Origin of the sequence: Rufibacter hautae (genome assembly GCF_008271695.1) — a bacterium.
GTDB classification, from domain to species: domain Bacteria; phylum Bacteroidota; class Bacteroidia; order Cytophagales; family Hymenobacteraceae; genus Nibribacter; species Nibribacter hautae.
This window is the reverse complement of sequence record NZ_VKKY01000001.1, coordinates 2,158,962-2,172,138: the sequence shown is the minus strand read 5'-3', so window position 1 is coordinate 2,172,138 and position 13,177 is coordinate 2,158,962. Positions and strand designations below refer to the sequence as shown.

The 13,177-nt window shown below is 53.7% G+C and carries 10 protein-coding genes; 5 read left to right on the top strand and 5 right to left on the bottom strand.

Annotation, left to right across the window (positions count from 1 at the left end):
* Positions 1 to 24: 24 nt before the first annotated feature.
* On the bottom strand, positions 25 to 2,004 hold the full coding sequence (locus FOA19_RS08495) for an alpha-ketoacid dehydrogenase subunit alpha/beta (RefSeq protein WP_149090303.1): 1,980 nt from the start codon (positions 2,002 to 2,004) through the stop codon (positions 25 to 27).
* 203 nt (positions 2,005 to 2,207) lie between these two features.
* On the opposite strand from FOA19_RS08495, the gene FOA19_RS08490 reads away from it, so the two are divergent.
* From FOA19_RS08490 to FOA19_RS08475, 4 genes are all read left to right on the top strand, one after another.
* Entirely contained in the window at positions 2,208 to 3,491 is a 1,284-nt protein-coding gene (locus tag FOA19_RS08490) for a M16 family metallopeptidase (RefSeq protein ID WP_149090302.1), read from the top strand.
* A 309-nt stretch (positions 3,492 to 3,800) separates the two neighbouring features.
* Entirely contained in the window at positions 3,801 to 4,283 is a 483-nt protein-coding gene (gene ispF, locus FOA19_RS08485; protein WP_149090301.1) for a 2-C-methyl-D-erythritol 2,4-cyclodiphosphate synthase, read from the top strand.
* 126 nt (positions 4,284 to 4,409) lie between these two features.
* Positions 4,410 to 6,065 (top strand): M28 family peptidase, encoded by a 1,656-nt coding sequence (locus FOA19_RS08480; RefSeq protein WP_223808785.1) that lies wholly within the window; start codon positions 4,410 to 4,412, stop codon positions 6,063 to 6,065.
* Positions 6,066 to 6,382: 317 nt separating this feature from the next.
* Entirely contained in the window at positions 6,383 to 7,765 is a 1,383-nt protein-coding gene (locus FOA19_RS08475; protein WP_149090300.1) for a LutB/LldF family L-lactate oxidation iron-sulfur protein, read from the top strand.
* A 99-nt stretch (positions 7,766 to 7,864) separates the two neighbouring features.
* Here FOA19_RS08475 and FOA19_RS08470 read toward each other — a convergent pair whose 3' ends face one another.
* The 4 genes from FOA19_RS08470 to FOA19_RS08455 all read right to left on the bottom strand — a co-directional run bounded on the left by FOA19_RS08470 (position 7,865) and on the right by FOA19_RS08455 (position 12,537).
* Positions 7,865 to 8,101: a hypothetical protein gene (locus FOA19_RS08470; RefSeq protein WP_149090299.1), complete on the bottom strand. Its 237-nt coding sequence runs from the start codon at positions 8,099 to 8,101 to the stop codon at positions 7,865 to 7,867.
* A gap of 115 nt (positions 8,102 to 8,216) precedes the next feature.
* On the bottom strand, positions 8,217 to 9,293 hold the full coding sequence (locus tag FOA19_RS08465; protein WP_149090298.1) for an aminotransferase class V-fold PLP-dependent enzyme: 1,077 nt from the start codon (positions 9,291 to 9,293) through the stop codon (positions 8,217 to 8,219).
* A 211-nt stretch (positions 9,294 to 9,504) separates the two neighbouring features.
* Complete coding sequence (serA, locus tag FOA19_RS08460; protein WP_149090297.1) at positions 9,505 to 11,397, bottom strand: phosphoglycerate dehydrogenase; 1,893 nt, start codon at positions 11,395 to 11,397, stop codon at positions 9,505 to 9,507.
* Between the two features lie 186 nt (positions 11,398 to 11,583).
* Positions 11,584 to 12,537, bottom strand: coding sequence for an asparagine synthetase A (locus FOA19_RS08455; RefSeq protein ID WP_149090296.1), 954 nt, complete (start codon positions 12,535 to 12,537; stop codon positions 11,584 to 11,586).
* A 161-nt stretch (positions 12,538 to 12,698) separates the two neighbouring features.
* On the opposite strand from FOA19_RS08455, the gene FOA19_RS08450 reads away from it, so the two are divergent.
* Entirely contained in the window at positions 12,699 to 13,163 is a 465-nt protein-coding gene (locus FOA19_RS08450; protein WP_123128412.1) for an Lrp/AsnC ligand binding domain-containing protein, read from the top strand.
* The last annotated feature ends 14 nt before the right edge of the window (positions 13,164 to 13,177 follow it).

The window sequence follows — 13,177 nt, the reverse complement described above, 5'->3', positions numbered from 1 at the left end:
AGCCCAAAAACAGAGGCAGATTCCTTAGAAACTCAGCAAGGCCTCTACTTTTTCGCGCAGGCGCTTCACCGGCAGGAACTCCTGCTCCAGCGGCGGCGCAAACGGGATAGCGGTATCCAGGCCACCCACACGCACCACCGGCCCGTCTAACTGGGTAAAGCAGTTCTCCGAGATCCAGGCGGCGATCTCTGCCCCAATTCCTCCGGTAATAGTGTCTTCATGCAGCACAATCACGCGGCCGGTTTTGGTCACGGTCTGGCGCACGGCCTCTTTGTCCCAAGGCAGCAACGAACGCAAATCCAGGATATCGGCGGATACGTCTGGCATGGTGTTCAGGAGCTGCTTGGCCCAGTGCACACCCATGCCATAGGTGATGATGGAAAAGTCGCTTCCTTCCTGCGCCAAGCGGGCCCGCCCGATTTCCACGGTGTAGTAATCATCGGGGATGGCTTCTGACAAGGCGCGGTACAGTAGTTTATGCTCAAAGAACATGACCGGGTTAGGGTCTTCGATGGCCGCGTTCAACAGGCCTTTGGCGTCATACGGCGTGGACGGGTACACAATCTTTAGCCCCGGCGTGTGGAAAAACCAAGCCTCGTTGCTCTGCGAGTGGAACGGACCGGCCGCTGCCCCCGCGCCCGTTGGCATGCGTACCACCACATCGGCGTTCTGGCCCCAGCGGTAGTGGCTTTTGGCCAGGTTATTCACAATCTGGCTGAAACCGGCACTCACAAAATCGGCGAACTGCATCTCAATCACCGATTTCTTTTTCTTGATGGACATGCCCAGTCCGATGCCCAAGATAGCCGATTCGCACAGCGGTGTGTTGCGGATACGCTCTTTCCCGAACTTATCCACGAAGCCCTCGGTCACTTTGAAGACCCCGCCGTACTCCGCAATGTCTTGGCCCATGATCACCAGATCGGGGTAACGCTCCAGGCTTTGGCGCAGGGAATCTGAGATGGCATCCACGAAACGGCGCTCTGAGCGGGCACTGTCTTTGGGCTTGATCACGTCCTGGATGAATGGCTGGTACATATCGGCGAGCTCTTCCTTCACATCCGGGGTAGGCATGGGCGTGTTGTGTGCTACTTCCAGCCCGCGCTCAATCTCCTCGCGGAACTCCTCACGGATGGCTGCCAGGGATTTAGGCGTGAGCACCTTCTCGTCCAGGAGGTATTTCTCAAAGTTCTCCACCGGGTCTTTCTTGCTCCAGCGCTCAAACAGTTCCTGCGGCACGTACTTGGTCCCGGAAGCTTCTTCGTGCCCGCGCATCCTGAACGTCATCGCCTCAATCAACATGGGGCGCGGGTTCTTCCTGATGCTGTAGGCGGCCTGGCGCACGGTGTCATAGACTTCCAGCACGTTGTTGCCGTCTATCTGCAACGCATCAATGCCGTAGGCCGGGCCTTTGTCAATGAAGTACTGGCACTTGAACTGCTCGTTGCTGGGCGTAGACAAGCCGTAACCGTTGTTCTCGATCATGAAAATGACGGGCAATCCCCAGACTGCCGCTACGTTGAGCGCCTCGTGGAAATCGCCTTCGCTCGCGCCGCCGTCACCGCTGTACACCAGGGTCACTTTCTCGCGCTTGTCCAGCATCTCGGCCAGGGCTATTCCATCGGCCACGGCCAACTGTGGACCCAGGTGCGAGATCATGCCCACAATGTGGTGCTCGTTCGTCCCGAAGTGGAAGGAACGGTCACGGCCTTTGGTGAAACCGGTTCTTTTGCCCTGGAACTGGGCAAACAGGCGGTCTAACGGAATGTCGCGGCAGGTGAAAACGCCCAGGTTGCGGTGCAGGGGCAGAATATACTCATCTGGGTCCAGGGCCAGCGTGGAGCCCACCGAGATGGCCTCTTGCCCGATACCCGAGAACCACTTGCTCACTTTGCCCTGGCGCAGCAGAATCAGCATTTTCTCCTCAATCATGCGAGGCTTGAGAATGCCGCGGTACAAATGCAGCAACTCGTCGTCTGTATAGTCTTTTCTGTTGAATTTCATGGTTTTCGCGTTTTCTGCGAGGCGTAAATTTACGGCAATCCCTGACGGGGCGAAATAGTAGCCTAGTTATTTTTACTTTTGTCGTTTAGAGGCCGTTTTACCAAAACAGAGCCCTAATCGGAAACGAGGAACGCGCGGGCAACACCACAAGCCACTCCTCGTTAGAATGATACCTTTTACAGGAGCATCTTTAGAGACAGATTATGATTCAATTCAAAGAATTCACCTTAGATAACGGCCTGCGCTGCCTTGTGCACGAAGATACCACCACGCCGCTGGCGGTTCTCAACGTGCTCTACAACGTGGGCTCCCGCGATGAGGACGAGACCCACACCGGTTTCGCCCACCTGTTTGAGCACCTGATGTTCAGCGGATCAGTGAACGTGCCCAACTACGACGAGCCTTTGCAGCAGGCCGGCGGAGAAAATAACGCCTTCACCTCGCCGGATATTACAAATTATTACCTCACCGTGCCTGCCCAGAACATTGAAACCGGCTTTTGGCTGGAGTCTGACCGCATGCTGGATCTGGCGTTCAGCGAGAATGGCCTGGAAGTGCAGCGCAAAGTGGTGGTAGAGGAATTCAAGCAGAACTACCTGAACCAGCCCTATGGCGATGTCTGGCTCAAGCTTCGGCCGCTGGCCTACCAGCACCATCCTTATAAATGGGCAACCATCGGGAAAGAGATCAGTCACATTGAAAACGCCGTCATGGACGATGTGCGGGGCTTTTTCAAGAAACATTACTCCCCGGCCAACGCCATTCTGGTACTGGCCGGCAACATCACTTTTGAACGCGCCAAAGAACTCACCGAAAAATGGTTCGGGCCGATCTCCGGCGGCGTGAAATACGAGCGCAACTTGCCCCAGGAGCCCCGCCAGACCGAGGCCCGTTATCTGGAAGTGGAGGCCGAAGTGCCGTTGACCGCGCTCTACAAAGCCTACCACATGCCCGCCCGCACCAGCCCAGACTATTACGCCGCCGATCTGTTGAGCGATGTGCTGGGCCACGGTGATTCTTCCCGCCTGTACCAGGAGCTGGTGAAAGAGCAGAAGCTGTTCAACTCCATCTCCTCGTTTGTGACGGGTTCCATGGACCCGGGCTTGCTCGTGATCCAAGGCAAACTGAACGTGGGCATAGACCCGCAGGCTGCCAACGCCGCCATAGAAACCATCGTGGCCAGGATCAGGGCTGAGCACGTGAGTGAGGAGGAACTGCAGAAGGTGAAAAACAAAGCCGAGACCTCCATTGTCTTCTCGGAGATTGAGCTTCTGAACCGTGCCCTGAACCTGGCCGTGGGCAAACTAATGGGCAATCCCAACTTCATCAACGAGGAAGGCGCGCTGGTACAGGCCGTCACCTCACAAGCCATCTACCAACAAGCCCAGGAAATCCTGAGACCTGAGAACTGCTCCACGCTCATCTACAAAGCCGCCCCCGGCAGTGAGGCGCAAGAGGAGTTGGAAGAAGCCCTGGAAGAGGAATAGTCATTTCAGGGCTGGTTTTTTGGAAATCAGCCCCTAAATCAAACTCATTTATCTTTCTCTTTTTTTGTCATCCTGAAAGGATCTTGTGCGCGACCGGCAATAACTATTAAGAAAAGCTTGTCTAGTTCGCCACAAGATCTTTCCAAGATGTCAAAATTTATTAGCCTGCCTTTAGTGGTGTTCTCACCAACAAACTGTAGCAGCAGTTATTGGCAAGGCCAGCGTTCAACTGCTTGTTGGTGAGAACACCAACAAGGGGCCGGCCTTACTCATCTAACAACCCACAATCGAGCAATCAATACTCCTTACATGAGCTTTAACATAAGAACCGGCTTCGGCTATGACGTGCACCAGTTGCAAGAAGGATTGGACTTCTGGCTGGGCGGCATTAAAATACCGCATACCCATGGCGCTTTGGGCCACTCAGACGCTGATGTCTTGATCCACGTGATCTGCGATGCCCTGCTGGGTGCCGCCAACCTGCGGGACATCGGTTACCATTTCTCAGACAGAGACCCACAATACAAAGGCATCGACAGCAAGATCCTGCTGCGCGAAGTCATGAAACTCATTCGGGAGAAAGGCTACGAGGTGGGCAACATTGATTCTACCGTTTGTTTGCAGGAGCCTAAGGTGAACCCGCACATCCCGGGCATGAAAACCTGCCTGGCCGAGGTGATGGGCATTCCGGAGGACGATATCTCCATCAAAGCCACTACCACGGAGCAGCTGGGGTTTGTGGGCAAGAAAGAAGGTGTGGCCGCTTACGCCACGGTGCTGATCCATAAATAACCCGGCCACAGTGCGGCATCGTTTTTGCCTTAGTTTGGCAAAAAACGGCCTAAAACGCCTATCGTTTGTTCGTTAGGCAAAAAATCAGTAGCATTAAGGTCTTATACCAGAACAACAAACAAATCAATGAAAAAGCATTTGTACACGTTGGGCATGGCCGCCGCTTTCCTGTCGGCTTGCTCCTCGTCCCAAACCCCTTCTGCTTCTACCGCGGGCAGTACCGCCTCGGGCGCCAATGGAGCGGCGGCAGCGGGCGCCATCGCGGCGAACCCCACCGATTACGCCAAGACCATCACCGCCGCCGACCTGGAGAAATACCTGCGCGTGCTGGCCTCTGATTCCCTGGAAGGCCGTGAGACCGGCGAGCGCGGACAGAAAATGGCCGCCGAATATATCTCTAACCACTTCAAGGCAAACGGCCTGGTGGGTCCGGTAAAAACGGGTTCTAACCCCTATTACCAAACCTTTGACCTGGAGAAAAGCAGCTGGGGCGAAGGCTACGTGACCGTTGGTTCCAAGAAATTCGCCATGGGCAAAGACTTCTTCGTGCTGGGCGCCTCACCATACCAGAATGAGGAGACTGCGCAAGTGGTGTTTGCCGGTTACGGCATTGATGACCCTGCCTACTCAGACTACACTAACCTGGACGTAACTGGTAAAGCCGTGGTGGTTTTGGCCGGTGAGCCTAAGAAAGCCGATGGCAAATACCTCCTCAGCGGTACCGATAAAATGAGCACCTGGACCCAGGATGCCCGCACCAAAGCTACCGCCGCCACTAAAAAGGGCGCTAAAAGTGTGCTGGTAGTGATGGGTACCACTGATGCCGAGTTCCAGCAGCAGACAGCTCGTTATGCCGGTATGTTGAACCGCTTTTCAATCGGGTTTGCAGCATCCGCCACGCAGCCCCGCGCCGCCAACATCTACGTATCTCCATCTATGGCTGCCGCTTTGTTGAACACCAAGCCTGAGCAACTGGCTACGTATGGTGCCTCCGTAGGCAAAGCCGGAAAAGCAGTAGCCTCTCCTTACAAAGCGGCTACCAACGTAAAAATCAAAACCGCCCGTAACCGCCAGCCGCTGCCCACTGAGAACGTGTTGGGTTACCTGGAAGGCTCTGATTTGAAAAACGAACTCATCGTGATCAGCTCACACTATGACCACGAAGGCATCAAGAACGGCGTGGTGTACAACGGCGCCAACGACGATGGCTCCGGCACCATGGCGGTGATGGAACTGGCCCAGGCGTTCGCTCAGGCGAAGAAAAACGGCCATGGTCCACGCCGCAGCATCCTGTTCCTGACCGTAACCGCCGAGGAGAAAGGTCTGCTGGGTTCTGAGTACTACACCGACCATCCCGTGTTCCCGCTGGAAAACACCGTGGCGGACCTGAACATCGACATGATCGGGCGCACCGATAAAGAGCACGAAGGCAAAGGCGATTACATCTACGTGATCGGCTCAGACAAGCTTTCCTCAGAATTGCACGCGATTTCAGAAAACGCCAATAAAACGTATTCCAACATCGATCTGGACTATACCTTCAACGACCCGAACGACCCAAACCGGTTCTACTACCGTTCAGACCACTACAACTTCGCGAAGCACAACATTCCGATTGCCTTCTACTTTAACGGGGTGCACGAAGATTACCACCAGCCAACTGATGACGTGGACAAGATCAACTTCCAGTCCGCCGAGAAAGTAGCCCGCCTGGTGTTTTACACCGCCTGGGACTTGGCCAACCGCACCGAGCGCATCAAAGTGGACAGCAATAAGAAATAAGCGGAGCTTATTTCAGTCCTGAGTTCTGAGTTCTGAGTCCTGAGTTGAAAATGACTCTGAACTCAGAACTCAAGACTCAGAACTCATATGTAAACAGAAAAAGGAGGGCAACTGCCCTCCTTTTTCTGTTTACATATATCTTATTGGCCCTTTCGCCGTTATTTTTGTAGCTTGACCCCTTCTTTTACAGGACATTGCAGCAATGAGTGCCCTGCTTTGGGCCTGTTTTCTAAAAACCAGGCTTAAAATGGAGAAGTATAGTTGATGATAGCCCCGGCAGACGCTGGCGCCGAAAAGTAATTACAGGAGAAAATAACTTGAGCATAAAATTAAAGCAGTTTCTGCAGGATTCAGAGAACAAGGCGTTTGACCTGGAGCATCGGCAGAAGATCCGCTTCAACATAGGTAAGTACAACGCCGCTGTGCAGAACGGCATGATGGCCTACGAGCACCATGAGCTGGCGCGCGAACGGGCATCCTTCCTCAAAACCCAGACCATCAACAACCTGGACAAGTACCTGGTGGAGTTTGAGAACAATTTCACCAAACGGGGCGGGAAAGTGATCTGGGCCCAGAACGCCGAGGAAGCTCTGCGCGAGATTGGGGCTATCATGAAGCGCAAGCGCGCCAAATCGGTGGTGAAGTCCAAGTCCATGAGCACCGAGGAAATCCACCTGAACGATTTCCTGGAGAAGAACGGTGTGGAGACCGTGGAGACCGACCTGGGCGAATACATTGTGCAGTTGGCCGGGCAGCGCCCGTATCACATTGTGACGCCAGCCATGCACATGTCTAAGAAAGACATCTCGCAGCTGTTCACCAAGAAACTGGGCATTCCACCCACCGATGACGCCCAGCAGCTGGTCCTCACGGCCCGCAAACTGCTGCGCGAAAAATACACCCAGGCTGAGGTAGGTATCAGTGGGGCCAATTTCCTGATCGCGGACATAGGCGGCATTGCCGTGACCGAGAACGAAGGCAACGCCCGCCTTTCTACCACCTTCCCGAAGACGCACATCGCCATTGTGGGCATTGAGAAGCTGATTCCGTCCATGCTGGATTTGGACCTGTTCTGGCCTTTGCTCAGCACCAGCGGCACGGGGCAGAACATTACCATCTACAACACCATTCTCACCGGACCGCGCCAACCCACCGAGAAAGACGGACCTGAGGAGATGTACGTGGTGCTGCTGGACAATGGCCGCACGAACCTCTTGGCCCAGCCAGACCAGCGCGAGGCCTTAAACTGCATCCGGTGCGGAGCTTGCCTCAACGTGTGCCCGGTATACAAGAACATCGGGGGCCATACCTACGAGACCACGTACAGCGGCCCTATTGGCTCAGTGATCACGCCGCACCTGGCGGGCATGGAGGAGCACAAGCACCTGAGCTACGCCAGTTCTTTGTGCGGCGCCTGCACCAGCGTGTGCCCGGTAAAGATCAACCTGCACAACCTTCTGCTGCTCAACCGCAAACAAAGCGTAGACGAAGGACTGGTGGACAAGAACGAGAAGCTGGCGTTCCGTTTCTGGGCGAAGGGCATGCAGAGCCGCCGGCTCCTGAATTTGGCCCCGGCCTCAGTGAAGAACTTTGTGCTGGGCCACGTGCAGAAAGAAACCTGGAGCAAACGGCGCGAACCGCTGGTGGCCGCTCCGCTTTCTTTCAATGAGATGTGGCGAAAACAACGCAAAAACCTCTAAACAAGAAAATGCCTTCTGAGAACCAGAAGGCATTTTTCATTTCTTCAAAGACGAGCAGGTTTCCCGCCTTTTCTGAAGTATTAGGCAAACGGCCGGCTATTAGCGGGAGGCGATTTGCTGGAAGAAAGATTTCTTTTTGCGGTTCGCGCTCGTGCGTTTTTTCACGTAGCTGCCGTTGCTGCGCTTGATCTGCTTATATCTTGCCATAGAACCTTTTTTCTTCCCGAAGAAAGGAAGTGACTCTGTTGCCAGAGTAGCATCAGCGGCCGCATTGGCCAATGGAGAAACAGAAACTGCGAAAGCGAAAACCAAAAGCGTAAGTAAAAATTTCTTCATCGTTATGGTGTTGTTTTAGTTATATTTAATACTTCATATACCCAAAACTAGAAGTAAAGTTTCATTATACCAAGTATAAATATACTCAAAACAACATATTCCTTTTTACATACAATTATAGCCGTTTCAGCAGTTGGATTAAACCCTCTACTTCCTGCCCTGAAATAGCCGGAAAATTGGCTATTCTGATCTGTTTGTCTTTGAATGCTCCATATCCGCTTCCTACTATATTCCCTTGTTTTTTTAATATAGAAATAATTTCGGCGGCTGGCCTTTCCAGCACATCGGCGACTATCACCGTGGGGGAGCGGTGCGCTTTCTCCTGCACGAAGGGAGAGAACAAGGCGCTCTCTTCCAGAAAACCATAGAGCTGCTGGGCCTTGGCTTCGGTTTCTTGCCTGATTACGTCCAGGCCTTTGGCCAGCATGTCTTCCACCACGTGGGCCAGCAGGTAAATATCCAGTACGTTGGGCGTGCTGGGCGTCTGGAAGCCCTGGTACTGGTCCTGCAGAGAGGCGATGCTGTGGTGACCGCCAGTATACTGCTTCCCTTCCAGTTGGGCAGCTTTGGTGCGGCAGCGCTCGTTCACAAACCAAACCCCCAAACCGGCCGGCAAGCCAAACCCCTTCTGCACCGACAGGAAAGCCATGTCTATTTGGGAGAAATCCAGCGGTGCATAGGGTGCCCCAGACACAATGTCCACGGAGATCAATGGCTCAGGATTTCTTTCCCGCAGCAGGTGGATGTCGGCTACGGGTACACAGACGCCGGAGCTGGTCTCGTTCTGCGTGATGGCCAGCAACTCGGTCCCGGCGGGCACCTGCACCTGGTCAATGGCAAACCCCTGCCCAAACGGAACCTGCAAAACCTGCGCATCGCGACCCAGCCACTTGGCGTGGTCCAGGTATTTTTTGGAAAAGGAGCCGTTCACCAGGTGATAGGTGCGCTCAGAAGTCAGACTCTGCAGGCTGCGTTCCCAGATTTCGGTGGCCGATCCGGTGAAATAGATGGCATAATCCTGGGGCAACCCGAACAGCGCCCGCAAGCCTTCGTCGGCGCGGCGGTACAGGTCTTTGAACGCTTGGCTGCGGTGCGATTGGGAGAACACCTGCTGGTCCAAAGCGTTTTGCAAATGCCCTGCCACCGTGGGGTACAGTTGCGCCGGGCCGGGAGTGAAATAAACAGAAGCCATTTTTGAATGAGTGTATGGATGGTGGAGAGATTGAGTGAATGAAAAGGAAATGTAGCTTAAAGCAGGAAGAAAGGCTTAAAAGCAAGAGCCGTTTTGCCGCCGTTTCCTGGAAAACAGCCTTAAAACGGCTCTTGCTTTTAATTTTTCCTCTGACGCTTTGAGTCTACTTTCATGAAAACAGCCCCAAAACACCAGAGAACCTTGCTACTCCTTAGTAGAGCGTCCGGGACTTGATGGTATCCGGGATTTGCTTCAGCTGTTGAATCACGGAGCGGTCATACTTGGTGTCCACGTCTGTGATCACGTATCCGATGGTCTCGTTCGTTTTCAGGTACTGACCCAGGATGTTGATCTGGTTATCGGCTAGAGCGTTGTTGATCTTGGCCAGGATACCCGGTACGTTGCGGTGAATATGGATGAGGCGGTGCGCGTTACGCAGCGCCGGCAACTGCAGGTTAGGGAAGTTCACGCTGTTGTAAGAACCGCCGGTGTTGATGTAATCGATCATCTTGGACGGCACGTACTGCGCGATGTTTTCCTGGGCTTCCTCGGTGCTGCCGCCCACGTGCGGCGACAACAGCGTATTGGGCAAGCCGCGGAGCGCCGATGCAAAGCGTTCCTGGTTGTTCTTGGGCTCATACGGGAACACATCCACAGCACAGCCCCTGATCTTGCCGCTTTTGATGTTCTCGGCCAAGGCCTCGATGTCCACCACGTGGCCACGGGCCAGGTTCAGGAACAGCACACCCGGCTTCATAAGCTCAAACTCCTTCGTCCCGATGATGTTCTTGTTGGCGGCACGGCCGTCTACGTGCAGCGTCACAATATCCGCCAGGGCCAACAGTTCGGCCAGGGAATGGCAGACTTTGGCATTGCCCAAGGCTAGCTTGTCTACCACGTCATAGAAGTAAACCTCCATGCCCAGGCTCTCGGCCAAGACCGAAAGCTGCGACCCGATATTGCCGTACCCGATGATGCCCAGTTTCTTGCCCCGAATCTCGTTAGAGCCTTTGGCCGATTTATCCCATTCACCCTCGTGCAGGCGGTTGCTTTTCTCCACCAGTCCGCGGGAAAGCATGATGATCTCCCCGATGGCCATCTCCACTACGCTGCGGGTATTGCTATAAGGCGCGTTAAACACGATGATGCCGCGATCGGTGCAGGTCTGCAGATCTATCTGGTTTGTCCCGATGCAGAAGGCGCCTACCGCCATCAGACGCGGCGCGTGCGCCAGGGCTTTGGCGGTTAATTGCGTCTTGGACCGGATACAGAGGATGGATACATCGTGCAGTTGCTCGCACAATTCGTCTTCTTCCAGCGCCCCTGCGATTATCTCCACCTGGTACCCTTCCTGCCGGAACATGTTGATGGCTCGCTCATGGATGCCCTCCAACACCAGCACTTTGATGCGGTTCTTAGGGTAGGAAAGTGCGCTGGGCAGTTTGTTCACGTACAGGAACTCGTCCAGGCTGGGTGTCACGTGGTCGGCTTTGCCTACTACGCTGTCGCGGCTCACGTTCTCGGTGAACGCGTAGAATTTATCGGCGATGCCGGCTTCTTTGATCTCGTAGTCAGTGTATCCGTCCCCGATGACGTAGACCTCGCCGGGCAGGTTCAGGCTCTTGATCTGTTTGGCTTTGCCCTGGTTCTGGGTGAGCACGTTGTCGCGGTCAAACCCGGTGATGTTGCCGTTCTCGTCATACGTGAAGCTGTTGGCGAACACGTTCTCGGGCTTCACGCCCAACTCCCGCACAATGGGCACAATAAATTCCCTGAACCCATTGGAGATGATGTAGATATCGTCTTTGAACGCCTCAAAAAAGGCCTTGTTATGCTTAAACGACTCAGAGATTTGGCCGCGCAGGTGCTCAATGAGGGTGTCTAGGTGGTCACGGTTGGCGCTGAGCAGGGCCAGGCGCTGGTCCAGGGAGTCCACTAGGGGAATCTCGCCTTCCATGCCCAGATCGGTGATGCGCTGGATCTCGGTGAGTACTTTCTGCCGGCGGGCCGGGTCTGGGATGCAGATGGCGCAAAGTTCGTCCAGGGCCTCTACCTTGGTGAAGGTACTGTCAAAGTCAATGATGAAATGCTTGTGCGTACTCATGGAGATGGAGTTAACGAGGGAAAGCTCATTGGATGATGGCTTATGCCTCTGGTTTCCGTACTGCCGCCCCAACAGGAATGGCGCCCCAATATCGGAGAGGTTACGGTGAAATGAAAAGCGTTTTTAGGGAGTTTTCTAAAAAACCGCCTAAAAACGCTGCTTTTTACTAGCAATTACCTGATTTTGTTAGAAAAGTGCTGGCATTCCGGGCCTACGCTGAAACAAAGCCACGTCATTGATGTCTTTGACGCGGCAAATGAACCGGGCCATGCGCTCTACGCCAAAGCCCGCCCCGGCGGAATGCGGCAATCCTTTTTTAGCCACTTCCAAGTAATGCTTGAACGCCTCCTGATTCGCGCCGGTCTCCTCCATCCGTTTCCGGATCTGGTGGTACTCGTTCTCGCGCTCGGCCCCGGACAACCCCTCCCCGAACCCCTCGGGCCAGATGAGGTCATAGTTCAGGTACGTGCCCGGCTTGGTGGGGTCTTCTTTGTCATAGAACTCGCGGCGGTGGTTCAGGAGCCAGAAAGGCAGCAAAGCTTCCTTGGACTTGACATGCTCATACTCCGGGCCGTACTGCGCCTCCAGGTCCTCGGTGCGGAAAATCTCTAGTTCGCCTATCTGGCACAGCCCTTGGGGGCGGTATTTGGCCAGCACCTCGGGTAGGTCGCGCTGCACGGCCGCAAACAGGTAGCGGAGCAGGTCTTCCATGAACGAACGCACAAAGGCCCCTTCTTTGTCACGGAACTCAAAGTCCACTTGGGTGAACTCAAACAGGTGACGGCCCGTAAACGCACGGTCGGCAAACTCCAAACGAACATTAGGTGACACAATATACAAAGCCTCCAGGTCTGGGTTCAAGAGCGCCAACTGTTTATGAAAAATCATGGACTTGGTGAGGCTCCAGCGGCATCCGGCATAGGAGATGGCCGCATCTACCACCCCATGGTTCAAGGGGTCTGTGATAGGCGAGAGCATGAGGGGCATGACCTGCACCAAGCCACGCTCAAACATGAACTGGTGCGTAGCCCTAATGATGGCCTGCTGGACTTTGAGCACATCAATGGTAGCTTCGCCTCGCAATTGGGCCAAAGTTGCCTCCAGGCTCACATCTAGCTCTTCAATCAAATCACCTTCCATAGAAAATTTATAAATATGTTAAACTTTCTTTTATTTCATTAAAACAAATATATGATTTTATTGATTAAATTGATAAATCCGTAAAACTATTTTTCGTATCTTAGCACATCCCTAAAAAGGATTATTGTTCGTTGTAGAATTGTTAAAAATAGATCTATAAAATGGCCCAAGTTTCAGAAATTGACAATCTTGACAGAAGAATTCTTTCCATGCTGATGCTAGATGCTACCAGAGCCTACACAGACATTGCCAAAGAATTACAAGTTTCTGGGGGTACCGTACACGTGCGCATGAAGAAGTTGGAGGATTTAGGGGTGATCAAAGGATCGCACCTCTTCATCAACCCCAACGCGGTAGGTTATGACATCTGCGCCTTTATTGGTATCTACCTGGAGAAAGGCTCAGCGTACCAGACGGCGGTTACCTCTATGCGGCAAGTACCCGAGATTGTTGAGATGCACTACACCACTGGCCAGTGGAGCATGTTTGCCAAAATCATTTGCCGTGACACCCTGCACCTGCGCGAGGTGTTGAACGAGAAAATACAGGCTATTGAAGGCGTGGAACGCACCGAAACTTTCATTTCTTTGGAAGAAAGCATCACCCGCCAGGTAGACATCCTGTAATTAGGCAATTGCTT